We start from the raw sequence: 25,017 nt of genomic DNA on the forward strand, positions 1-25,017 counted from the left end.
TAACAGATTAATAATATTATAAAAATAGTTTATTTTTTCTTTATCGAGAGGTTTTCTGCTGGAGAAATAAGTATCGGTTATTATTTAACAGAGCGTTTAGACAAAGATAGAAAGGGCTTTCATGGAAGAAAGAAAAGCTCTGCGTGAAGAACAAAGGAGACCAGAGGGAAAAGCAAAAAGGTTGTTTCAAGGCAATAACTAATAGGTTAATATGCGTTGAAACAACCTTTCTTATTATAAGAATAAGACACTCTCATTACCTTGATTAAATAGCAAGTCGAGTACACTTAAGTTCGGTTGAAATCCGTACTTCTGCTGATAAACCTGATAGTAAGTACGTGGTTTGAACTCGTCATCACGCCCTGGATGCTTCGGGCGAATCGTTTCTCGGAAATCAATCACGCCCTCCGAGGGTTCCAGCTCATAGCTATCTGTGCGCCTCATACAGGGCATTATGTCGATAAGCTCGCACATCTTCAATGTGATCTCCCAGTTGAAATCATAGAGAAAGTCCCACTTTCGTTCAAAGAAAGGGCGTATATCATCCTCGTAATACTCAAAGAATGGACTCTCCCCGTAGGCTGATTGCAATGCATACCAGTGCTGATGACGCCAGTTGGCATGGTCACTAATGCGCACATCTCTCATCTCGCACTTCGCTCCCTCAAACTTCTCCACAGGGATAGAGAGCGTTTGTAGTCCGTTGGTAGCTGCTATCACACATCTATTTCGATAGGTTTGCTTCACGAAATGGTCATGTTGTTCTATCAAACAAGTATCGTATCTATTCAGCTTCTGATACCATTGAACGGGACCAAAGTAGGTCGAAGAGAGAAGTGCAGACGCCATACTTTACTTGATATTATCGACCCAGTTGAACAGACGATGCCAACGGATGCCACCGAAACCCTTACGATCTGGATCGCTAGACCACCATATAAAGATAGGCTTACCCACGATATGATCTTCTGGAACAAAGCCCCAGTAACGACTGTCGGCAGAGTTATGACGGTTGTCACCCATCATCCAGTAGTAGTCCATCTTGAATGTGTAACGCGTTGCAGGGCGTCCGTTGATATAGATCTTGCCGTTCTTTACCTGCAAATCGTTCTTCTCGTAAACCTTAATACAGCGTTCGTAAATAGGGAGGTTATTGAGGGTGAGGGTGATAGACTTACCCTTTGCAGGAATCCAGATAGGCCCGTAATTATCACGAGTCCAGCCTGTGAAAGCATTCAATGGATAGTAAGGACCAGAGTAGATGTCCTTATCTGTGACAAGACGAATAGCCTTGATGAGTCCTAAACGCTTCATTTCTGCAGCGGCTCTCTTGGTTAATGGCATATAACCATCATACTCCAAGGCAGCGTTGTTGAGTACCATTCCTCTGCTGATATCACTTCCATGCAGGTTTGTAAGGGTCTGAACATCCTCATTACTAATCTCTAATTCCTTGCGAAGGTCATCATATTGAGCACTGAGAAGGTCGGCTGTTGTGATGTTATTGAGCTTTACAAAATAGGTATATTGCACCTTTTCTGGTTCCTTGTTAGGCTTACCATCAAGATAAATAATCCTATTCTTGATTTGAAGAGTTTGTCCAGGAAGGCCCACACAACGCTTTACAAAGTTCTCACGGCGGTCAGTTGGACGCCAATCCAATGCCCCATAAGTTCCCACATTATTAATAATGTAATTCCGACCAACAGTGTAAGCATTATCATAAAAGGCACGTTGTTGAGCTATACTCATCTGATTCAACTTGATGTTCGGATGCTGTTGTGCCAATGTATTCTCGCCTAATGTGTAGACAGTTTGATAATAGTCTTGACCCTGATAGTTCGGTTCGCTCATAATCGTGTCACCTGCTGGATAATTAAAGACAACGATGTCGTTCAATTCAACCTTGCCCAATCCCTTTACACGGCGATAGTCCCACTGCGGCCAAGAAATGTAACTCTTCGTATTGATAATAGGGAGAGTATGCTGTGTCAAAGGCATTGTCAATGGTGTTTCCGGTATACGAGGACCATAGCTGACCTTCGATACAAAGAGGTAATCACCAGTAAGTAGTGACTTCTCAAGAGACGATGATGGGATGACATAGTTTTGAAAGAAAAAGAGGTTAATGAAGTACACTGCGACCAAAGCAAACACTAGTGCATCCACCCAACCCATAATGAATCGGACTGGACCCTCAGCCTCTTTCCACCACTGCCAACGTATCTTCTTGGTGATATAATAGTCGTAGATGAATGGTACAACGACTAATCCCCACCAGCTTCCAACCCATAGTAGGAATAGAAGATATAGAACAGTAACACTAATAAACTTCGCCCATTGCTTCTTAGGATCTAGGGCTGCTTTTTCCTTATCTATCATATCTTGAAATACAGTTAGAACTTAAATAAGTCGCTTGTAGTCAATAGACCGGTATGGTCTTTGGTATATTCTGCTGCTAAGACAGCACCCAATGCAAATCCTTGTCGACTATGAGCATCATGCGTAATGGTTATCTTGTCGGCATCAGAGTCATAACTAATACTATGAATACCAGGCACCTCGTCGCGTCGAATAGATGCAATAGGTAGTTCGTTAGGAGCCACATCATTTGTGCCAGACTCTGTACCATCTGCATTGTGCTGAAAGCCCTTTACCCACTTATCCTTTCGATCGATACAGTCAATGATGTCCTCTGCCAGCGTGATAGCAGTACCCGATGGAGCATCGAGTTTATGCACATGGTGCACCTCTTCCATTGCTACATTGTACTGTGGGAAACCATTCATAATCTTTGCTAAATAGCGGTTGACAGCAGAGAAAATGGCTACTCCTATAGAGAAGTTACTTGCCCAGAACAATGTCTGACCACCCTCTGTACAAAGGCGTTCTACCTCTTCCTTATGGTCATTCATCCAACCAGTTGAACCACTAACAACCTTCACATTGTGTGCGAAGGCACGCTTATAATTGCCGAAAGCAGCCGTAGGGTTGGTGAACTCAATAGCTACATCTGCAGACGAGAAAGCCGGTGAGTCGAAGTCATCGGGATTGTTTACATCTATAATACTAACGATTTCGTGGCCACGTTCGAGGGCTATTTGTTCTATCATGTGCCCCATCTTACCATAGCCAATCAGTGCTATCTTCATAATTAATACGTATTAAAAACAATGCAAAGGTAGCTGATTTACGACATAAAACAAAATTACTTCACTTATTTTAAGTAAGGTATAAGCAAGCAAAAGATAAAAAATAAGCATACAAGAAAGGCTTTATAATCAAAAAATTCGTATATTTGTCCTCTGTTAATAAGCCACGAATCTATGATGGAACAGCTCATCCACTATGTATGGAAGCATAAGTTATTTCCTTTAAAGGGACTTCAGACTACCGATGGTCAAGCCATTGAAGTTATCGACCCAGGGCTTCCTAACCGCAACGCAGGTCCCGACTTCTTCAATGCAAAGGTGAAGATTGGTGGGACGTTATGGGTGGGCAATGTGGAGATACACCTCCGTTCGTCTGATTGGTACCTGCATCATCATGACAGAGACCCACATTATGATAATGTAATACTACATGTTGCAGAGTCAATCGACCTTGCCGTCAAGACCAGCCGAGGCGATTATCCACCGCAAATGAGGCTTGCTATCCCAGAAACAGTGCGTGAGCATTATCAAGAACTACTATCAACCGATGATTACCCAGCTTGTTACAGGATTATACCCAACCTCTCCAAGCTCATGATTCATGCGTGGATGAATGCCTTACAAGCCGAACGCTTAGAGCAGAAAGCACATGCCATCACGGAGAGACTGCAATCATGTAATGGCTCTTGGGAGCTTGCTTACTTCGTAACCTTAGCCCGAAACTATGGTTTCAGCATAAATGGTGATGCCTTCGAAACGTGGGCAAAGGCTATACCCTTGCATGACGTCGGCCATCATAGGGATGATTTAATGCAAGTGGAAGCCTTCTTCTTGGGTCAAGCAGGGCTACTCGAGCAGACCTCGATACCTAAACGTTACCAGCAGGAAGCACTCAATGATGCTTATTATCAGCGCCTGAAGACGGAGTATCAATATCTATCTCATAAGTTCCAGCTGCACCCGATGGATGCAAACCAGTGGCGATTCCTACGATTAAGACCGCAGAATTTCCCCCACATACGCATCTCTCAGTTAGCAAACCTCTATTACGAGCAGCGTTCGGGACTATCTTGTCTATTAGAGTGTGAAACTATCAAGCAGGCACGTGAGCTTCTTTCGACACAAGTAACAGCCTATTGGGAGACGCATTACATGTTTGGTATTGAGAGTAAAAGGAGTGAGAAACGACTGACAAAAGCCTCCTTGGACTTACAAATTATCAACACGGTCATTCCCATTCTATTTGCTTATGGCAAGCACAAAAGCAATGAGAAACTTTGCGAACGTGCCTTCGACTTCCTTGAAGCACTAAAGGCTGAACACAACCACATTGTCCAGATGTGGGAAAAAGTGGGTTTATCGGTTGATACAGCGGGCGACTCTCAAGCGCTCATACAGCTCAAGAAAGAGTATTGTGACCCCAAAGACTGCCTCAGATGCAGGATAGGTTACGAGTATCTAAAGGCTCAATCCGTATCTAACCCAACAATGGGTGAGATGGAGAAGGGCGATATTTCAAATAATAGAATCTAATTAATTATCAAATAATAAAGCCTCATCAAGTATATTGCAAAGCATTACCAATAAGGCATAACCATTGCTTGTACTGACGAGACAACACGCTCACATAATAATGAAGACTAATTACATCTTTGAAACAAGGATGGAGGTTCGTGATTACGAATGCGACATTCAAGGGATAGTTAATAATGCCAATTACTTGCATTATACCGAACATACACGTCATAGATTCCTTCGTTCGCTAGGCGTGAGCTTCTCTGCTCTACACGAGAAAGGCGTTGATGCGGTCGTTGCTAGAATGCAACTGACATACAAAGTACCACTGACTTGTGATGACGAAATCATCTCTCGCATGGGACTCAAGAAGCAGGGGCTACGCTGGGTGTTCTCTCATGACCTCTTCCGAGCTAGTGATGAGCGTCTGTGTTTCCATGCAGATGTTGACTTGGTAGTGCTTATCAATGGGCGATTGGGTTCTAGTCCTGACTATGACGAGGCGTTCGCCAAGGTCTTAGAAACTGATGCGTAGTTTCGACATCCAACTCTTATCCCTGACAAAAGAGGGATAAGAGTTGCACTATAAACCTCTAATTCGATAAGAAAAACTAATCATTATGGAAGCACTCAACGCCATTCTTCTATCCCGCCTAACTCGTTTTCACCTCCGTGAGATAGCCGAATTATATCGCAGGGCAGGCTCTGCAACAGCAGTGATAGAGCATAAAAACGATATTCGAGAGATTCTCCCAGATTCGTCAAAACAACTTGTTGAAGCACTCAAGGACGTGGATCATCTTCGTGCAAGGGCAGAACAAGAATTGAATTATTGTCTGCAACATGACATCCAAACGCTTTGTATGAATGATGAAGATTATCCACAGCGGTTGAGAGAATGTGTGGATGCCCCTCTCCTACTCTACTTTAAAGGTAATACAAAGCTCAACGCACGCCATACCATCAACCTCGTTGGAACACGGCATTGCACTCCTTATGGGCAAGACATCATCCGTTTATTTATCAAGGAATTGAAGGCTCTGTGCCCAGATGTGCTTATCTTCAGCGGACTAGCATACGGCGTGGATATCCATTCACACCGAGCTGCACTGGAAAATGGCTTTGATACGGTTGGAGTATTGGCTCACGGGCTGGACGATCTTTACCCTCGTGGACATCAAGAGACTGCCCTCAAAATGATAAAACAGGGTGGTTTGCTCACTGAATACATGACACATACACAGCCCGTAGCCCGTAACTTCGTGCAACGCAACCGCATTGTAGCTGGTTGCTCGGACGCAACTATCCTCATAGAATCGGCTGCTAAGGGTGGAGGACTTATCACTTGTGGGATTGCCCGCAGCTATGGTCGTGAGGTATTTGCCGTTCCCGGAGCCATTGGAGCTACTTATAGCGAAGGCTGCAACAATCTTATTCGAGATAACGGAGCTGCCCTCATCACTTCAGCAACCGATTTTGTGAAGGCGATGGGATGGGATGATGAACAGAAACTAGTGCTTGCACAACAACAAGGAATCGAACGGGAACTTTTCCCTGATTTGTCGCCAGAGGAAGAGCGGATTGTTCGTACCTTACAAAGTAACAATGACTTACAGATAAATATGCTATCCGTAAAAACAGACATAGCCATCTCACGCCTCACTGGTATTCTATTCTCTTTGGAGATGAAAGGTATCATTCGGACTATGGCTGGCGGTTGTTATCATCTCATGGCATAAACAAGTGAAATCAAGAAGAGCCTCTTCTCGATTGAAAGAGAGCCTTTCTTCCTATCGAAGAGAGGCTCTCTTCGATGTAAGAAGGGCGTTTCCTTTATTCTAGAAATACGATTGTCCGATTGAAAAAGATTTGTTCGATGCTGACAACTAGGAACATCCTTTCCCTCAGAAGGAACTTCAAATGACCTCAGCCAATCAGTTAAAAGACACGTTAAATTTGCCCATCTACCTTTTTTTTAGTACTTTTGCACGTTTAAGAAAAGGAATATAACGAATATAGAATAATATAATGTCATCGATTCAAATCAAGAGAGTAGAGACAAAGAAAGAACTCAAAAGGTTTATAGAGTTCCATTACGATCTCTACAAAGGGAACCCTTATGATGTGCCCAATCTCTATAGTGACGAAGTAAATACACTATCAAAAAACAAGAACGCTGCCTTTGACTTTTGCGAAGCAGAGTATTATCTTGCCTTAAAAGAAGGGAAGATTGTTGGTCGTGTGGCTGCTATTATCAACCATAAAGCAAACGAGAAATGGAAGAAGAAGGACGTTCGCTTTGGTTGGATTGACTTCATTGATGATATTGAAGTATCGCGTGCTTTGTTTGAAGCTGTTGAGGAGTATGGTCGAAAGAAAGGCATGAATGATATCGTTGGACCGCTTGGCTTCACCGATATGGATCCTGAAGGAATGTTGACCTGGGGCTTTGATAAGCTGGGAACAATGGCAACCATCTATAATTATGAGTATTATCCACAACACATGGAGGAGCTCGGTGGATGGGAGAAAGACAACGATTACGTTGAATACTACCTCGTAGTGCCAGAGAAATCACCTGAGAAATATACGAAGATAGCCGAGATGGTGGAGAAAAGATACAATCTCCACGTGCGCAAACTGACGAAGAAAGACATCTTCCAAGGCGGTTATGGTAAGAAACTCTTCGACCTCATCAATCTCACATACAGTGATCTTTATGGGTTCTCAGAGCTTACTGATCGTCAAATTGACCAATATGTCAAGATGTACTTCCCATTCGCTGACCTCAACCTCGTCACTGTTATTGAGGATGGAAACAAAGACAACCAACTCGCCGGACTAGGAATTACAATCCCATCGTTGAGTCATGCACTTCAAAAGTGCCGTCGCGGACGTCTGTTCCCATTTGGTTGGTGGCACTTACTACGCGCTATTAAGTTCCATAAGACCGATGGTGTGGACCTTCTCTTGATGGGTTTTCTACCCGAATACAGGGCTAAAGGAGCCAATGCACTGCTCTTTGCCGACCTTATCCCACGTTATGTCAACTACAGATTCAAGTGGGGTGAGACGCAAGTAGAGATGGAGAGCAACGAAGGAGTGCAGAGTCAGTGGGGACCACTAGACCCTATTAACCACAAGAAGAGGCGTTGCTATAGAAGAAGTCTCACTCTCACAACTGAAACAAGGGCAGAGGGAGGTGAATAATTCGATCTTCAGTCCTTTCGTCTCGGTATAATAGTTATTGTTTAGTTATACATTAATTTTAGATTAATTAAGTAGCTTCTATCTGACAAAAGAGTGTATGTTCCTTTGCTCACACATGGTAACATACAACTCTTCTCTCCGTTCTGAGAGGGATTGAAAGTGAGCTTTTAATATTTATGGACGAATTAGTTAAACCCGTAGAATACACCGATGACAACATCCGACACCTATCGGATATGGAACATGTGCGTACCCGTCCGGGCATGTACATCGGTCGTTTAGGTGATGGAAAGTTGCCCGAGGATGGTATCTATGTGCTTTTAAAGGAAGTCATAGACAACTCTATCGATGAATTTAAGATGAATGCGGGCGATAGAATAGAGATAGATATCGAGGACAACCTGCGTGTTAGTGTGCGTGACTATGGTCGTGGTATTCCACAGGGAAAGCTCGTAGAGGCGGTATCAGTGTTGAATACGGGTGGTAAGTACGACTCTAAGGCATTCAAGAAGAGTGTCGGATTGAACGGAGTCGGTGTCAAGGCTGTTAATGCACTTAGTTCGCACTTCGAGGTGAAGAGCTTCCGTGAGGGTAAGGTACGTGCGCTCTCGTTTGAAAAAGGTAATCTTCAAAGTGATAAAACAAAGAAGACTAACGATGAGAGTGGTACTTACATCTACTTTGAACCTGATAACACGCTATTCAAAAACTACTCTTTCCATGATGACATAGTCGAGGAGATGCTCCGCAATTACACATATCTTAATACGGGGCTAACCATCATGTACAATGGTAGACGCATATTGAGTAGGCATGGACTAAAGGACTTGCTGACGGATAACATGACGGGAGATCCATTGTATCCTATCGTTCACATGAAGGGAGAGGATATTGAGATAGCTTTCACACACACCAATCAATATGGCGAGGAGTACTACTCCTTCGTGAATGGTCAGCATACAACGCAGGGCGGAACACATCAAACTGCATTCAAAGAGCATATTGCCAAGACCATTAAAGAGTTCTTCGGCAAGTATGAATATGGTGACATTCGTAACGGATTAGTGGCTGCTATCGCTGTAAACGTTGAGGAACCTGTGTTTGAATCACAGACTAAGATCAAGTTAGGTTCAACCCTTATGGCTCCCGATGGAGAAACTATTAATAAGTACGTAGGCGACTTTATTAAGACAAATGTCGATAATTACCTTCACATACACAAGGAGGATTTCACCGACATATTGGAGAGTAAGATCAAAGAAACCGAACGGGAACGTAAGGCAATGGCTGGTGTAACGAAGCTGGCACGCGAGAGAGCGAAGAAAGCCAACCTCCATAACCGTAAGTTACGTGACTGTCGTGTACACTATTGTGACGTGAAGAACGATCGAAAGGAGGAGAGTTCTATCTTTATAACAGAGGGTGATTCGGCCAGCGGAAGTATCACTAAGAGTCGTGATGTCAACACACAAGCTGTCTTCTCATTGCGTGGTAAGCCGCTTAACTGCTTTGGATTGACAAAGAAAGTAGTGTATGAGAATGAGGAGTTCAACCTTCTTCAGGCTGCGCTCGATATTGAGGACGGACTCGACTCACTCCGATATAATAAGGTGATTGTGGCTACGGATGCCGATGTCGACGGTATGCATATCCGCTTACTGATAATCACCTTCTTCCTTCAGTTCTTCCCTGAGCTGATTAAGAAAGGGCATGTATATGTCCTTCAGACGCCCCTCTTCCGTGTTCGCAACCGTCGAACAAAAATCAAGGATAAGCAGGTTATTGCTGATGCCGACGCCCGTCGTGCGAAAGGAGAGAAGAAGAACGACTTTATCACACGCTACTGCTACTCTGAAGAGGAGCGTGTGGCAGCTATCAACGAGCTTGGTCCTGAACCAGAGATAACACGATTCAAAGGTCTTGGAGAGATTTCTCCTGATGAATTCGCACACTTTATAGGATCCGACATGCGCCTTGAGCAGGTCACACTCCATAAGAATGATCAAGTTGCAAAGTTGCTTGAGTACTATATGGGAAAGAACACTATGGAGCGTCAAAACTTCATCATTGACAACCTCGTTATCGAAGAGGACTTGCCTGAAGACCAAGGGGAGATGTAAAGGAGGGCTTTGTCATAAAGCTAACTTACTTTCTTCTCGGTTCTAAAGCATAGTCGATAGGAGCTTTCAAATCAGTCGACTGATTTTTTTAAACACTCGACTAATTTTCCAAATCAGTCGAGTGTTCTCTTAAAGGAGACGTTAGTTCTATTAGAATAAGCCGTCCATTTGCTCCGTAATCTTCATGAACATGCTATTAAACAAACAACTGCAATTCATTACAACAACAAGATAGAAGGACAAGAGCAGGGACTCGAACACTATTCCCTTGCGTTGTCTTTCAGAGAAATAGAGTTTCATTAATTTACAATAATAGTCTATGAAAAGGTATATCTATCTTTCACTCCTTTGCTTCTTTAGCTTTTTACCATTGTCAGCGCAGCTTAAGAGCGACTCACCCTTGCGTAAGTTGCAGATAGCAGAGATGGCAATAACGAACTTCTATGTGGATTCTGTGAATGAACAGAAGCTCTCGGAAGATGCCATAAGAGGAATGTTAAAGGGCTTAGACCCGCACTCCACTTATACAGATGCTAAGGAAACGAAGGCAATGAATGAGCCTTTACAGGGCGACTTCGAGGGTATTGGCGTCCAATTTAACATGATTGAGGACACGTTAGTGGTGATTCAACCCATCGTGAATGGCCCTTCTCAGAAGGTGGGAATCCTTGCTGGCGACCGTATCGTCAGTGTGAACGACTCTACAATAGCTGGAGTAAAGATGCCACGTATCGACATCATGAAGATGCTACGTGGTAAGAAGGGTACGAAGGTGAAGTTGGGTATTGTGCGTCGTGGCGTAAATAATATCCTAACATTCGTCGTCACGCGTGACAAGATACCAGTCCATACACTCAACGCAGCCTATATGATTCGCCCAACTGTGGGTTACATCTGCTTAGAGAGCTTTGGTATGAAGACTCACGAGGAGTTCATGGATGCCGTAAGGGGGCTTGAGAAGCAAGGTATGAAGAGCCTGATACTCGACTTACAAGACAATGGTGGCGGTTATCTTCAGGCTGCCGTACAGATTGCCAATGAGTTCCTAAAGGATAACGAGATGATTGTCTATACCGAAGGACGCAATGTGCGACGCCAGAACTACAAGGCTATTGGCAATGGAAGACTACAAAAGATGCGCATTTATGTACTTGTGAATGAGTTCACAGCATCGGCTGCAGAGATTGTTACAGGGGCTATTCAAGATAACGACCGAGGCACAGTTGTTGGGCGCAGAACCTTTGGCAAGGGGCTTGTTCAGCGTCCGTTCGACTTCCCTGATGGTAGTATGATGCGCTTGACTATCGCCCATTATTATACACCAAGCGGTCGTTGTATTCAGAAACCATACAAGAAAGGCGACTTGAAAGACTATGAGATGGATCTTGAGAAACGCCTGAAACATGGTGAACTAACCAATCCGGATAGTATTCATTTCGACTCTTCTCAGAAGTTCTATACGCTTCGTAACCATCGAGTAGTATATGGTGGTGGCGGTATTATGCCCGATTACTTCGTGCCTTTAGATACAACTAAATACACGAAATATCATCGTCTCTTGGCTGCAAAGAACATCATTATGAATGCTTATCTGAAGTATGTTGATGCAAACAGAACAACGTTGAAAGACCTTTATAAGTCATTTGACACCTTCAATAAGAATTACGTAGTGCCACAATCATTGCTTGACACGATCATAGCAGAGGGCAAGAAAGAGAAGGTGGAACCAAAGGATAAAGCAGAACTAACAGCAACCATACCTTATATCAAGGTTCAATTAAAAGCACTTGTGGCACGCGACCTATGGGATATGAACGAATACTACCGTGTTTGGAATGAACAGAGTGACATTGTTAATAAGGCTGTTAAACTCGCAAGTGATAAAGAATAAGGAGTGAAGTAAGATTCTCCTATTCTATAAAAGGGGAAAAGGACTTGCTCAATAAGCATTATCCTTTTCCCCTTTTATCGTGTATGCACTATATTAATAAGGTGTATCAACCTCCAGAAACAGAACCTTATCTTATAAACGAAACACCATCTTCGGATTCCATCTGACGTAACAATGCAAGTGCCTTATTCTCATTCTCTTCCATTATCTCACGTTCGCCTGGTCCTTTGTCATTGATTCCACAGAGATGAAGAATGCCATGTATGATAACACGAAACAGCTCTTCTTCATACAACTTACCAAATAGTTCAGCATTGGAACGCACTGTATCGAGTGAAATTACAAGATCGCCATTGAGTACATCACCCTCATCATAGTCGAAGGTAATAACATCCGTATAATAATCATGCCCCAAGTAGTCATTGTTTACTTCGAGTATCTTCTCGTCATCAACAAACATATAACCTATTTCCCCGACCTTCCTTCCGTAGGTAGCAGCGACTGCTTTAATCCAACGAGAAGTATCACGTTTCCTGATTTTAGGCATCTTTACGCCTTCTGCACTATATGTAATCATTTGCTTCAGTTGTTTTTCTATTCTTGTTAATACCCCTTTGGAAGGAACTCCGATATATCTCTACCAAAGTGTTGAAGCTCTCTCACCATACTAGAACTAATGCTTGACAGCTGCGGTTCAGCATAGAGAAAGATGGTTTCAACGCCTGACAATAATCTATTCACATCTACTTGCTCCCGTTCATATTCGAAGTCTTTCACACTGCGAACACCTTTTATAATATATGTCGCTTGCTCTCTACGAGCGAAATCAATGGTTAAATCGCTATATGCCCGTACTTCAATCTTGGGCTCATCAGCATAGAAACGCTTGATACGCCTCACTCGCTCCTCTGCACTCAACATACACTTCTTCCGCTCATTCACCCCTACACCAATGATAATATGGTCGAAGAGCGGTAAAGCACGGCGTACTATAGAGTCGTGCCCAATAGTAAATGGATCAAAACTACCAACAAAGAGTCCTTTATTCATCTATTATCTCCCACTTAATCTTCTGTGCCAACATCTCCAAGAGAGCATTATCAGCAGCAGGAATACTTATTGTTCTATTCATGTTTACCTCCTTGTTTCTACCGCAAATATAGTTTATTTCCATTAGAAAACCAAATAGATAACAACTTTCTTATCAGTCAAATAGACTGGGTTGGAGCGGGTTGTCATGGAAAGAGTTGCGCCCTAAGTGGTCATAAGCAAGCTGAGTTGCAACACGCCCACGCGGTGTTCTCTTGATGAAACCTTCCATAATCAAGAATGGTTCGTACACCTCCTCAACAGTTCCAGCATCCTCACCAATGGCAGTTGCAATGGTTGATACGCCAACAGGACCACCTCTGAACTTATCAATAATGGTAAGTAGTATCTTATTGTCTATCTCATCCAAACCATATTGATCAATGTTCAATGACTGCAAGGACATCATTGCTATTTCTGGAGTTATCGTTCCATTGCCCTTCACTTGAGCGAAGTCTCTTACACGTCGAAGCAATGAGTTACAGATACGAGGCGTCCCACGCGAACGTCGAGAAATCTCAACAGCAGCCTCATCAACGATTGGAACCTTCAAAAGATACGCCGACCTCTTGATGATACGTTGTATTGTTTCGGGGTCATAATACTCTAGATGTAGGTTAATACCAAACCTCGCGCGAAGCGGAGCAGTAAGAAGTCCACTGCGAGTAGTGGCTCCGACGAGTGTAAAAGGGTTCAGATCAATCTGTATGGAACGTGCAGAAGGTCCCTTATCAATCATTATATCGATGCGATAGTCCTCCATTGCAGAGTATAAATACTCTTCAACGACAGGCGAAAGACGATGAATTTCATCAATAAAGAGTACGTCGTTGGGTTCTAATGACGTCAGAATACCAGCCAAATCACCTGGTTTATCAAGCACTGGACCAGAAGTTATCTTAAAGCCAACGCCTAACTCGTTTGCAATGATATTGCTCAACGTCGTCTTACCCAGTCCTGGTGGACCATGCAAGAGCGTATGATCGAGTGGTTCTCCCCTATACTTCGCCGCTTCAACGAACACTCGAAGGTTCTCAACAACCTTCTGCTGTCCACTAAAGTCATCGAATTTCAATGGGCGGAGAGCGTTCTCAAAGTCTTTCTCAGCCGATGAGAGCCTCTCTTCATGTATATCAAAATCTTCCGACATGTTATCTTTCTGTTTTAGAAAAAAAGAGTACTTGCGAACGTGTCAAACATCCTTATGTAGGGACAAAACGGCTCGTTCAATATCTATTGAGTGTTTGTAAGATTCCAGTTATATACTCTTTATCAAATTGGATATATGACCTATGCTCTTTACAAGTGCTATTTATTTTCTGCAAAGGTAGTGTATTTTTTCCGTGCAGATGCTTTGTTTCGGAAAATTTATCTAAATTTGCAACATGAACTAACGCTTTATCCTTATACGTATGATCAACAGAATGAACAAGAAACTACTTTATCGTGAGATCCTCGACTACATCATGATAGCCGCAGGAATGCTCTTCTATGCAATCGGTTGGACTATCTTTCTATTGCCAAACCACATTGGCAATGGTGGTGTAGCAGGTTTTGCATCTATCATCTATTGGGGAAATGGAATCCCCGTAAGCTGGACTTACTTCTGTCTAAACGCTATTTTACTAGCTGTGGCACTAAAGGTTCTCGGCTTAAAGTTCTGTATTCGCACCATTTATGGTGTAGTAGTTCTTACCATCCTAGTGAATGTCTTGAGCCAAGCCTTCCCTCATCCAATGCTCTTGCATGGGCAACCTTTCATGTCAGCAATCATCGGAGCAGTCTTTTGTGGTGTTGGTCTTGCTTTCGGACTATCGTATAACGGAAGCTCAGGTGGCTCCGATATCGTTGCAGCTATCGTCAACAAGTATCGCGATATATCGTTAGGTCGGGTCATTCTATTGGTTGATATGACGATCGTAACTGGTAGTTACGTCGTTCTTCACAGTTGGGAGCAAGTGATTTATGGCTATGTAAACCTCATCATAACGTCCTTCGTACTTGATCAAGTCATCAATTCAAGTCGCAGATCAGTACAGTTCTTGATTATTTCTGAGCGTTATAAGGAAATATGCGATATGATTTCTCAAGACCAACCTCACCGCACCAGCACCATTATTGACGCTAAGGGCTATTATACGGGGCATGACTTAAAGGTTGTAATCGTGGTTACACGCCAGCGAGAAGCCTCTTACGTTTATCGTATGATAGATGAGATTGACCCTGACGCATTCGTTACACAGAGTCAAGTAATGGGCGTTTTCGGTAAGGGATTCGATAAGTTTAAGGTGAAACGTAAGGCACATAAAGAACAGACACCAACGACGATTTAGATAGAATATGGCATACTTCTCAAATTGAGAAGATTATAATAGGATATGAAGAGAGGCTTTCTTTGATGTAAAGAAAGCCTCTCTTCATGTCAAAGAAACGCCCTTCTCGGATGGAGAAGGGCGTTTCTTTGTTTTCATTCTTATCGTTCTTGCTTACGAGGCACAACTTTGTTACACACTAACTACACCCTCCCTCTATATAACCCAACCGACTTCCGTTAGGCACTCCTCCCCTTTCGGAGAGGTTGGGTGGGGCTTCTCGGGGCGACAGAGTAGGGTTTTCTCTACAATTTCAAAGCCGCTTTAACACCTGCCTCAACGTCTTTCATATCTGCAGTAGGCTCAAAACGATCAATGACGTGACCATCTCTATCAACGAGGAACTTCGTGAAGTTCCACTTGATACTAGGGTCTTTTGCATAGTTAGGGTTGTCTGCCTTAAACTTTTCATCAAGGTATTTACCAATCTGAGTGGTCGTATCGAAACCTTTAAAAGGCTGTTGCGCCTTAAGGTAAGTGTACAAGGGTGACTCGCTCTTACCATTTACTACGATCTTAGCAAACTGTGGGAACGTAATGCCATAAGTACCCGTACAGAAAGAGTGGATGTCCTTGAGCGATCCAGGTGCTTGTGCTCCAAACTGGTTACAAGGGAAGTCTAGGATGACAAAACCACGATCCTTGTAAGTATCATAGAGCTTTTGTAACGCCTCATATTGCGGTGTGAAGCCGCACTTTGTGGCTGTGTTTACAATGAGTAACACCTTTCCTTTATACTCTTTCAACTTGATGGTCTTCTCATTGCCATCCTTTACACTGAACTTATAAACGTTCTTCTGCGCCATAATAGGCAATGCCATCAACGCAATGATAACTAATGATAATAGTCTTTTCATACTCTTTTATTTCACATCCAAGTCACATCTCCTTCGAAACTCATCGAGTAGCAGCAATGAATGTGGATGTTCTTTTATAATAACTTTATTAATTCTTCCATTCCTTCACTAGCCCCCTTTTGAATGTGAATGACGTGTCCTGCACTCCCAGCAGGAGCGTTATCAGGGTCAATGAGATAGATGGGGACACCTGGACGAACATATCTCACGAGCCCTGCCGCAGGGTAAACATTCAGCGAAGTACCGATGATAACGAACACATCTGCTTGTGCTGCTTCCTCCATAGCAGGCTCTATCATTGGCACAGCCTCACCAAAGAAGACAATGAAAGGACGCTCCAAAGAGCCATCACCAGCCAGCGTTCCTGGGGCTACCTCACAATTCTCTGGGGGCAACTCTCTTATATATCTCGAGTCATAAGGGTCGTTACTTGAGCACACCTTAGATAGTTCTCCATGCAGATGAAGAACCTTCTTCGACCCTGCCTTCTCGTGTAGATTATCCACATTCTGCGTGATAACAACCACATCGTAAGCCTTTTCTAGTTCCTTAATCAGCTGATGCCCCTTATTAGGCAATGCTGTGTAAAGTTTCTTTCGGAGCTTATTATAGAAGTTGTTAACCAATGTTGGATTTGCTTCCCAGCCTTCGTGTGAGGCTACTTGTTCAACGGGATAATCTTCCCAAAGCCCATCGTTACCACGAAAAGTCTTGAAGCCGCTTTCGACAGACATACCTGCACCCGTTAAGAATACTACTTTCTTCATACGACCTTACATTTGTTTCTATTCCACAAATTTAGTTATTTTAATTCGATTAATGTGATTCAATACCTTAAAAAATAGTATCTTTGCACATTAATAATAAATAACTTCAAGAACTAAAATGGATAAATTAAGCTATGCACTGGGCATCGGTATCGGTTCCCAACTCGCTGGTATGGGAGCGAAGGGATTAAATATCGACGACTTCGCACAGGCTGTTAAAGATGTAATATCAGGCACTCCTTTGAAGGTTGATAACGCTGAGGCACAATCCTTAGTACAGGCTTTCTTCCAGGAACAAGAGGAAAAGCAACGTGCTGCAGCGGCTGAGGCTGGAAAGGTAGCAAAGGCTGCTGGAGAGTCATTCTTGGCTGAGAACGCAAAGAAAGAGGGTGTGGTTGTATTGCCTTCAGGTCTCCAATACCAAGTACTAAAGGAGGGTAATGGTAAGAAACCAAGCGCAACTGACCAGGTGAAGTGCCACTATGAGGGTACACTTATCGATGGGACGATCTTTGATAGCTCCTATCAACGTAACGAACCAGCCACTTTTGGACTCAACCAAGTCATTGCTGGATGGACAGAAGGCGTACAGTTGATGTCGGAAGGGGCTAAGTATCGCTTCTTCATACCTTACAATCTCGCTTATGGAGAGCGTGGCGCAGGTGCACAGATACCACCATTTGCAGCACTTGTATTCGATGTTGAATTACTCAAAGTATTATAAATTAATATCTGCTAGGGCGTTATAAGTACTCTTAATAACTTATGATAGCCCTACAGAACATATATTAATGCCTAAAAACTAAACAATAAAATAAATGAAGAAAGTTTATCTTTTAGCCGCAATGGCTATGGCAGCTGTAGGCTTCACAGCCTGTGGCAATTCTGCTCCTAAGGAGGATTTGAAGTCTGATGTAGACTCTTTAAGCTACGCATTCGGTATTGACCAAGGTCAAAGTGTTAAGCAGTATCTACAGCAGATGCAGATTGATACCGCTTACATCGACGAGTTCATCAAGGGTATGAACGATGGTGTTCAGGGCGCAGATGACAAGAAGAAGGCTGCTTATAACGCTGGTATCGGTGTTGGACAGCAGATGAATATGGTCATTAAACAGCAGATTAACCGCCAGATCTTTGGTGATGATTCAACCAAGACTATCTCTCTGAAGAACTTCTTGGCAGGCTTTGCTGCAAGTGCAAAGGGCAAGAATCAGAAGATGACTGTTGAGCAGGCTCGTAACATAGAGCAGACTACTTCAAAGGCAATTCAGATGAAGAACGCTGAGAAGACATACGGTCCTAACAAGAAGAAGAGCGATGCTTACATGGCTGCTAATGCAAAGAAACCAGGCGTAAAGACCATTGCGCAGGGTGTACAGATTAAAGAACTTAAGGCTGGAAATGGCGCTGTTCCAAAGGCTTCTGATGTAGTGAAAATCAACTATGTTGGTAAGACTATCGAGGGCAAAGTGTTTGATCAACGCAATGATGCAACTATGCCTGTAGGTGGTGTAATACCTGGTTTTACAGCTGCATTGACCACTATGCCAGTTGGTTCTAAGTGGGAGATTACAATCCCTTACAGTGCTGCTTATGGTGCACAACAGCCTAGCCCAGACATCAAGCCATTCTCAACACTTGTGTTCACGGTTGAGTTGTTGGGTATTGAGAAGGCTCCACAAGGTCAGCCAGGTATGCCTGCTGGTATGCCAGAGCAGGTTAGCGGTAAGCCAGCAAAGTAATTCCAAGACATCTTAAGATAATAAATAAGGAGGGTCAGGTGCATAGCCTGACCTTCTTTGAATCATTTCCTTTTAAGCAAACAATCATCCCTTATAGAATAGGGAATTATACACACGAGTATAATCAGTTATACAGACGTGTATAATCAGTTGGACACACGAGTATAATCAAGCAACATCTATAGGAAAGGGAAACATCTTTTATTAAACAAATATAGGTTATGAAGAAAGTAATCATGCTGGCTCTGCTTATTGCGGCAGGCTCAGCTTTTAACACAGCAAGCGCTCAGAGTAAGAAAAAAGATAAGAAGAACAAAGCTACAACAGAGTGTTCAGAGACTTGCAAGACGGCACCTATCGTATTGAAGAGTGCTGCCGATTCATTGAGTTACGCAACAGGTATGACCATGTCAAACGGCTTGGACGCCTATCTTGAGCAACAATTCGGTATAACAAAGGAGTTAATGCCCGACTTCATCAGGGGCTTGAAGGAAGGAATCAGCAAACGCAAGGATGCGAACTTCGCTGCTCATGGAGTGGGTATAGCCGTCAGTCGCCAGATAGAAAGCCGTTTGCTCCCAAATATGGTTAGTCAATTCGAAGAGTCAAAGAGCCCAATTGACACAGAGATACTATACAGTGGAATCGTAGCAGCTATGTCCAAGGACACGACAATGATGTCATCAGCAACTGCAGCAAAGCTCTTTGAAGCAAAAGAAATGGCTATCAGACAGCAAAAAGAGGCTGAAGCAAAGGCTAAAGCGGCTGAGAACAAAGCAAAGAACGAGGCTTTCATGGCAGAAAATAAGGCTAAAGAAGGGGTCATAACGCTCCCTAGTGGCTTGCAATATCGCATTATTAAGAACGGAACAGGCGCCATTCCAAAGGCTACTGACGATGTTCAGGTAATCTATGAAGGCAAGACTATCGACGGAAAGGTATTCGATTCAACTGCAAGACATGGTAGCGAGTTCGACACCTTCAACGTTGGTGGGCTCATCAAGGGCTGGACTGAGGCTTTACAACTTATGCCCGTAGGTTCTAAGTGGGAAATTTTTATCCCTTACAACTTGGCTTATGGCGAGCGTGGAGCAGGTCGCGACATCGCTCCTTATTCAACTCTTATCTTCACATTGGAGCTTAAAGACATTGATGGAGTGCATGTGGTAAAAGCTTCACAGCCTACTCCCTCTAAGGAAACCGAGGCTAAGAAGGATAGCAAGACAGCGAAGAAATCTCAGCCAAAGAGCGCAAAGAAAGCATCTTCAAAGGCTGGTAAATAAAGTCTAGAGACTCTTTCCTCGATATTAAGAAACGTAAGCTAATGGGCGAAGAAATACCTTACTATTAGCTTCTATATAGACAAAATGCACCCAAGAGGTGCATTTTGTTTGTCATTTTGTTGCCTATTCAATAATTATTATCTACTTTTGCTCTACTTCAAATAAGCGTTTTCAACAACATAACAAATCAAGTATATCAATAGAAAGAGATGGAGAAAGTAGATCGATTAGACAAGAAGATCTTAAGCATTCTATCGCAGAATGCACGTATGCCATTCAAAGATGTAGCCGCACAATGCGGTGTTTCGCGTGCTGCAATACATCAACGTGTACAACACCTCATCGAGAATGGAGCTATCACGGGGAGTGGTTTTGATGTCAACCCAAAGAGCTTGGGCTATACAACTTGTACTTACATCGGCCTCAACCTAGAACGTGGTTCTATGTATAAAAAGGTAGTTGAGCGTCTTAGTGCCATCCCCGAGGTGGTGGAATGTCACTTCACAACTGGTCCATATACCATCCTTTTAAAGCTATATGCACGTGATAATGAGCAATTAATGGACCTCCTTAACAACCAATTACAGGGCATTCCAGGGGTTGTATCAACGGAGACTCTCATCTCATTAGAGCAGAGTATCAAGCGTGAAATACCAATTACAGAAGAACTATAAGCCTGCTTTAGACTTGATAACAACGATATAACGAATTATAGAACATAGAGCGGAAAGATGAAATACGACCTTCAGTCGCATCTTGACAAGGTGTATGCGACTTACCCCGAGGCAAAGCGTCTGCCGATAATAGGTATCACGACCAACTTTACAGAGCGTGATGCCACATTAAGAGACGTCTATTATAAACAAGTAGTAACCGCTGGTGGCATTCCAATACTCATCCCGCCAGTCGCTGATAAGGATGTTCTTGTCAACACACTAGACCATCTTGATGGACTACTATTGACTGGTGGAGCTGATATTAACCCACTTTGGATAGGCAAAGAACCCTCTACTCATCTCCATGGTATCAACGCTGAGCGTGATCAAGCCGAACTCATGCTTACCAGATTAGCCTTCAATCGCCAGATACCTATGCTGGGTATCTGTCGAGGAATACAAACGCTTGCTGCTGCCTTGGGTGGTTCTGTACAACAGGATATCTATGAGGATTATATCAGAACAGATGCTACTGTTGAGAAGAAATTAGCTAAGGATAAAACAATCACAACCTTCCATGCTGCAACCATCAAGCATTCTCAAGACGCAGAACGCAGTGAGAGGACGCATAGCGTTACGCTAAACAAGTCATCAATACTCTATGCTCTCTACAAAGAAGAGCGCATCTACGTCAATTCCTTCCATCATCAAGCTGTCAAAACACCCGGTAAACGCTTTCGAGTAACGGCTGTTGCACCTGATGGAGTTATCGAGGCAATGGAGAGCACAGAGTTTAAACCCATCATGGGAGTGCAGTGGCACCCTGAGTGTTTGGGTGAGGATGGAGGTAAACTATTCCTTTGGTTGGTCACACAAGCTAACAACTTCTATATTGCCAAGCAGCTTCATAAGCGTGTACTAACCCTCGATACGCACTGCGATACACCGATGTTCTTCCCTCAAGGAGTGCGTTTCGATCAACGTGACCCACGTATTCTCTACGACCTTCATAAGATGACGGAAGGACATCAAGATGCCGTAACGATGGCTGCTTATCTTCCACAACCAAAGATCGGAGAGAGCTTCTCTTCTAAGATTGATGTCGCTGGATTGAAGCATTACAACCCTACTCTCTCTAAGGCTCTCGACCATCTTTCTCCTGCGGTATATGCCGATCTCATCTTCGACAAGATAGAGGAGATTGTGAAGCAGAACCAGCGTTACATCAGTATAGCTCGCACTCCTTCCGACCTCTACGAAGACAAGCGCAAGGGGCGCAAGAGTATTATGTTTGCCATAGAGAACGGCTTAGCTTTGGAGCATAAGATCGAGAACATCAAGCACTTCGCACAACGAGGTGTGGTTTACATCACGCTTTGTCACAACGGAGATAACGATATTTGTGACTCGGCACGAGGCTGTAATACGCATGGAGGAGTTAGTAAGTTTGGTGAGGAAGTCATAAGAGAGATGAATCGAAATGGTATCATGGTCGACTTGAGTCATGGGGGTGAGAAGAGCTTTTATGACGCTCTTGACATCAGTACACAGCCGATTGTCTGCAGTCATTCCAATAGTAAAGCTCTATGCGACGTTCCCCGTAACCTCACTGACGATCAGATGCGTGCTCTGGCAAAGAAGGGCGGTGTTGCACATATAACTATGTATCATGGATTCCTCAAGAAGGACGGTGAGGCAACTATTATGGATGCTATTGCTCACCTCGAACATGCCATTGATATCATGGGTATTGACCATGTAGGAATAGGCACCGACTTCGATGGTGATGGTACGATAAGGGGCTTAGCTGATGCCAGCGAGATGATTAACTTCACCTTACAACTATTGCGTCGAAAGTATAGCGAACGTGATATTGAGAAGATATGGGGGGGTAACTGGCTGCGTGTCATGGCTCGTGTGCAGAGTGTAAGATAGTGTTTTTGATTACAATAAACAATGATGAAAACAAAAATAAGGATTCTTTTAGGGTGCATCCTAGCCCTCACTCTGACGAGCGTAGCCTATGGATGCAAAGGAAAAGCAAGTAATAACAATGCGACATCGGATGCTGATACTACTACAACAGCGCATCCTATTGGTCCAAAGTTCAATTCCGACTCTGCTTACGCATACACTGCTGCGCAATGCGAGTTCGGTCCTCGCACCATGAACTCTACTGCCCATGAGCAATGCGGCAAGTGGATTGTGGAGCAATTCAAGCGTTTTGGATGTGAAGTTGAGGAACAAAAGGCAGACTTAAAGGGCTATGACGGAACAGTGCTAAAGTCTACTAACATCATTGCCAGGCTCAACCCACAGGCAAAGAAACGTGTTCTTCTCTGCGCACACTGGGATAGTAGACCTTGGGCAGACAATGATCCAGACTCTACCAACCACCGTAAACCAGTCATGGCAGCCAACGATGGCGCCAGTGGAGTTGCTGTTATGCTTGAGATTGCACGCCAGTTACAGGCAGATAAGAAGTTTACTATGGGTGTAGACTTTGTCTGTTTCGATGCCGAGGATTGGGGAGTTCCACAGTGGGAGACCAACTATAAGGACACAGGAGACAGCTGGGCACTCGGTGCGCAGTACTATTCTCTGCACTTCCCAGGCACTATCAAGCCCGAATACGGCATTCTCTTGGACATGGTAGGCGGTGAAGGCGCTCAGTTCTATCGTGAAGGAATGTCGCAGCAATACGCTAATAACATTGTTGAGAAGGTGTGGGCAGCAGCAAAGTCGGCTGGTTTTGGCTCTTACTTCCCTGATTCTCCAGGTGGAATGATTACTGATGACCATATCCCAGTGAACCAGAATGCAGGCATACCAACGATAGATATTATCCCATACTACCCTGATTGCGCACAGAGCAGCTTTGGTCCTACGTGGCACACCATCAATGATACGATGGAACACATTGATAAGAATACACTGCAGGCAGTGGGTCAGACCATCATTCAAGTTCTATATACTAAATAAGAGAAAGAAGTTTTTTCCATATAAGGCTAACTCTTTGAGTAATCTCAAAGACGTTAGCCTTCTTTCGTTTCAGAGGTCTTCTATCCTAGCGAAAGGCGTTCTCAAGAAGATAGAAGACTACTTTTCATGACACAAAATCATGCTTCGCATAGCCCTCCCTACCCTCTTCTATCCTCTAGGAAACTTCCCCTTACAAAGGAAAAGAACCTGATGTAAAGTGGGAAAAAGCGTTCATCAGATATAAAAATAGACTAAAAATGACAGCTTAATAGATTAAAAACGAAAATAAAATAATCTATTTTTCAAATTTAATAAGTCTCTTCTGCTGTATAGCTAAGTGTATTCAGGGGAATAGTTAAGGCTTGCCACTATAATTGACCAGCCTCAACTTGCAGTACAATACGCTCTACAAGGCGATCAGCTCCTTGTGGATCGTAACGCTTCTTTAGGCTACTTCCAAACGCCCAAGCGAACGCTTGATAGAAACCAGCACGAACAGGACCAAGGAAAGCTTGCACCAGTTCGTAGGAAGTAGAGTTACATTCGCGGTCAATGAGTTTGATGAGTAACTTGCCTTGAGTGAATGTCAACTTCTTCATGCGAGGCTTATATGTGTTCCAAATCTCCTTTTCCACACGCTTCATGTGCGCATCTCTTTCCTTCTTTGTAGGGATAGTTTCGAGGTAAGCACCCGTCTCGAGAATAATTTGATGACACTCTTTAGCAATAGGAAGAACCTTCTTGATGTTATAAACCAAGCGATAATATGCCGTTTCCTGAGCCTTATCTTTGAACTCCATAGGCGGAAATACATACACATTACTTGTCCTTACGTATTGAATACTATCGCTTCCTACCTTCGCTTTACCGATGTGTACCATCGGAACAAACGTCGGAGAGTTCATGTCAACAACACGATCTTCAGGGTTAATATGGTCTTGTGCCATTGCAGCCGAAGCAAAGGCAAACAGCGACAAAAGCGTGAAAAGTTTTCTTATTAATCTCATATTATAGGCAAAAGTAGCATTTATTTCTGAAGACGAATAGGTTTTTAATATTATTTTTATCATTTTCTTAAAGGATAAACACACCATTGGTTGGCAGTTAAAGACGCTTCGCTTCTATTCTGTCATTTGACCAGAAGCATTGTAAAGAATATGAGTTAAGCTATAGAAGAACCTTTACCAGTATTCCTAATGTATATGTTCTTGACACGAGAAGACTTTTAGAATAATTGTCAGAATGTCACTTCTAATCCGCAAATAACACTTATCTATGATCTTGATGATTACTTTCTGATACTAAAGATTGTTAAACACTTTATCTTTATTAGCCATCTCCAGTACTTGTATTAATAAATTTCCTACTTTTGTAAAAA

22 protein-coding genes are annotated in these 25,017 nt (G+C 43.2%); 13 read left to right on the forward strand and 9 right to left on the reverse strand.

What is annotated here, in order from left to right; translation table 11 throughout:
• Positions 1–234 precede the first annotated feature (234 nt).
• From F0475_RS00885 to dapB, 3 genes are read right to left on the reverse strand one after another with little or no spacing between them, the layout of a single operon-like run.
• Positions 235–849 (reverse strand): WbqC family protein, encoded by a 615-nt coding sequence (locus F0475_RS00885; protein ID WP_155714988.1) that lies wholly within the window; start codon positions 847–849, stop codon positions 235–237.
• Positions 850–852: 3 nt separating this feature from the next.
• Positions 853–2,382: a signal peptidase I gene (lepB, locus tag F0475_RS00890; protein ID WP_155714989.1), complete on the reverse strand. Its 1,530-nt coding sequence runs from the start codon at positions 2,380–2,382 to the stop codon at positions 853–855.
• A 14-nt stretch (positions 2,383–2,396) separates the two neighbouring features.
• Positions 2,397–3,152: a 4-hydroxy-tetrahydrodipicolinate reductase gene (gene dapB / locus F0475_RS00895; RefSeq protein WP_009435539.1), complete on the reverse strand. Its 756-nt coding sequence runs from the start codon at positions 3,150–3,152 to the stop codon at positions 2,397–2,399.
• Positions 3,153–3,326: 174 nt separating this feature from the next.
• Between dapB and F0475_RS00900 the strand changes: the two genes are divergently transcribed.
• The 6 genes from F0475_RS00900 to F0475_RS00925 all read left to right on the forward strand — a co-directional run bounded on the left by F0475_RS00900 (position 3,327) and on the right by F0475_RS00925 (position 11,888).
• Positions 3,327–4,685: a DUF2851 family protein gene (locus F0475_RS00900; protein ID WP_155714990.1), complete on the forward strand. Its 1,359-nt coding sequence runs from the start codon at positions 3,327–3,329 to the stop codon at positions 4,683–4,685.
• A 100-nt stretch (positions 4,686–4,785) separates the two neighbouring features.
• Entirely contained in the window at positions 4,786–5,202 is a 417-nt protein-coding gene (locus F0475_RS00905) for an acyl-CoA thioesterase (RefSeq protein WP_004383025.1), read from the forward strand.
• A gap of 85 nt (positions 5,203–5,287) precedes the next feature.
• The gene (gene dprA, locus F0475_RS00910; protein WP_155714991.1) at positions 5,288–6,406 is read left to right on the forward strand and encodes a DNA-processing protein DprA; all 1,119 of its coding nucleotides are present in this window, start codon (positions 5,288–5,290) and stop codon (positions 6,404–6,406) included.
• Between the two features lie 289 nt (positions 6,407–6,695).
• Complete coding sequence (locus F0475_RS00915) at positions 6,696–7,877, forward strand: N-acetyltransferase (protein ID WP_155714992.1); 1,182 nt, start codon at positions 6,696–6,698, stop codon at positions 7,875–7,877.
• A 176-nt stretch (positions 7,878–8,053) separates the two neighbouring features.
• Positions 8,054–9,997, forward strand: coding sequence for a DNA topoisomerase IV subunit B (locus F0475_RS00920; protein ID WP_155714993.1), 1,944 nt, complete (start codon positions 8,054–8,056; stop codon positions 9,995–9,997).
• A gap of 319 nt (positions 9,998–10,316) precedes the next feature.
• Positions 10,317–11,888: a S41 family peptidase gene (locus F0475_RS00925; protein WP_155714994.1), complete on the forward strand. Its 1,572-nt coding sequence runs from the start codon at positions 10,317–10,319 to the stop codon at positions 11,886–11,888.
• A 127-nt stretch (positions 11,889–12,015) separates the two neighbouring features.
• Here the strand turns inward: F0475_RS00925 and ybeY are convergent, their stop codons facing one another.
• The 3 genes from ybeY to ruvB form a co-directional block, all read right to left on the reverse strand.
• On the reverse strand, positions 12,016–12,465 hold the full coding sequence (gene ybeY / locus F0475_RS00930; protein WP_155714995.1) for an rRNA maturation RNase YbeY: 450 nt from the start codon (positions 12,463–12,465) through the stop codon (positions 12,016–12,018).
• Between the two features lie 26 nt (positions 12,466–12,491).
• Positions 12,492–12,938, reverse strand: coding sequence for a pantetheine-phosphate adenylyltransferase (gene coaD, locus F0475_RS00935; RefSeq protein ID WP_155714996.1), 447 nt, complete (start codon positions 12,936–12,938; stop codon positions 12,492–12,494).
• A gap of 154 nt (positions 12,939–13,092) precedes the next feature.
• Complete coding sequence (gene ruvB, locus F0475_RS00940) at positions 13,093–14,127, reverse strand: Holliday junction branch migration DNA helicase RuvB (protein WP_004382985.1); 1,035 nt, start codon at positions 14,125–14,127, stop codon at positions 13,093–13,095.
• 262 nt (positions 14,128–14,389) lie between these two features.
• On the opposite strand from ruvB, the gene F0475_RS00945 reads away from it, so the two are divergent.
• On the forward strand, positions 14,390–15,310 hold the full coding sequence (locus F0475_RS00945) for a YitT family protein (protein ID WP_009435416.1): 921 nt from the start codon (positions 14,390–14,392) through the stop codon (positions 15,308–15,310).
• Positions 15,311–15,594: 284 nt separating this feature from the next.
• Here F0475_RS00945 and F0475_RS00950 read toward each other — a convergent pair whose 3' ends face one another.
• Positions 15,595–16,206 carry a glutathione peroxidase gene (locus F0475_RS00950; protein WP_155714997.1) on the reverse strand — a complete coding sequence of 204 codons (612 nt, stop codon included), beginning with the start codon at positions 16,204–16,206 and terminating at the stop codon, positions 15,595–15,597.
• Between the two features lie 74 nt (positions 16,207–16,280).
• Positions 16,281–16,973, reverse strand: coding sequence for an SIR2 family NAD-dependent protein deacylase (locus tag F0475_RS00955; RefSeq protein WP_155714998.1), 693 nt, complete (start codon positions 16,971–16,973; stop codon positions 16,281–16,283).
• 118 nt (positions 16,974–17,091) lie between these two features.
• Between F0475_RS00955 and F0475_RS00960 the strand changes: the two genes are divergently transcribed.
• The 6 genes from F0475_RS00960 (at position 17,092) to F0475_RS00985 (ending at position 23,639) form a co-directional block, all read left to right on the forward strand.
• The gene (locus F0475_RS00960; protein ID WP_155714999.1) at positions 17,092–17,697 is read left to right on the forward strand and encodes an FKBP-type peptidyl-prolyl cis-trans isomerase; all 606 of its coding nucleotides are present in this window, start codon (positions 17,092–17,094) and stop codon (positions 17,695–17,697) included.
• 94 nt (positions 17,698–17,791) lie between these two features.
• On the forward strand, positions 17,792–18,718 hold the full coding sequence (locus F0475_RS00965; RefSeq protein WP_009435472.1) for an FKBP-type peptidyl-prolyl cis-trans isomerase: 927 nt from the start codon (positions 17,792–17,794) through the stop codon (positions 18,716–18,718).
• Between the two features lie 221 nt (positions 18,719–18,939).
• Positions 18,940–20,001: an FKBP-type peptidyl-prolyl cis-trans isomerase gene (locus tag F0475_RS00970; protein ID WP_155715000.1), complete on the forward strand. Its 1,062-nt coding sequence runs from the start codon at positions 18,940–18,942 to the stop codon at positions 19,999–20,001.
• A 209-nt stretch (positions 20,002–20,210) separates the two neighbouring features.
• Entirely contained in the window at positions 20,211–20,675 is a 465-nt protein-coding gene (locus tag F0475_RS00975) for an Lrp/AsnC family transcriptional regulator (protein WP_004383014.1), read from the forward strand.
• Between the two features lie 57 nt (positions 20,676–20,732).
• Positions 20,733–22,592, forward strand: a complete 1,860-nt coding sequence (locus F0475_RS00980; protein ID WP_155715001.1) for a gamma-glutamyl-gamma-aminobutyrate hydrolase family protein — start codon at positions 20,733–20,735, stop codon at positions 22,590–22,592.
• 24 nt (positions 22,593–22,616) lie between these two features.
• Positions 22,617–23,639 (forward strand): M28 family peptidase, encoded by a 1,023-nt coding sequence (locus F0475_RS00985; protein WP_155715078.1) that lies wholly within the window; start codon positions 22,617–22,619, stop codon positions 23,637–23,639.
• A 368-nt stretch (positions 23,640–24,007) separates the two neighbouring features.
• On the opposite strand, the gene F0475_RS00990 is transcribed toward F0475_RS00985, so the two are convergent.
• On the reverse strand, positions 24,008–24,646 hold the full coding sequence (locus tag F0475_RS00990) for a DUF4294 domain-containing protein (RefSeq protein WP_199879762.1): 639 nt from the start codon (positions 24,644–24,646) through the stop codon (positions 24,008–24,010).
• Positions 24,647–25,017 lie beyond the last annotated feature (371 nt).

Source organism: Prevotella vespertina (assembly GCF_009728485.1).
GTDB classification, from domain to species: Bacteria; Bacteroidota; Bacteroidia; order Bacteroidales; family Bacteroidaceae; genus Prevotella; species Prevotella vespertina.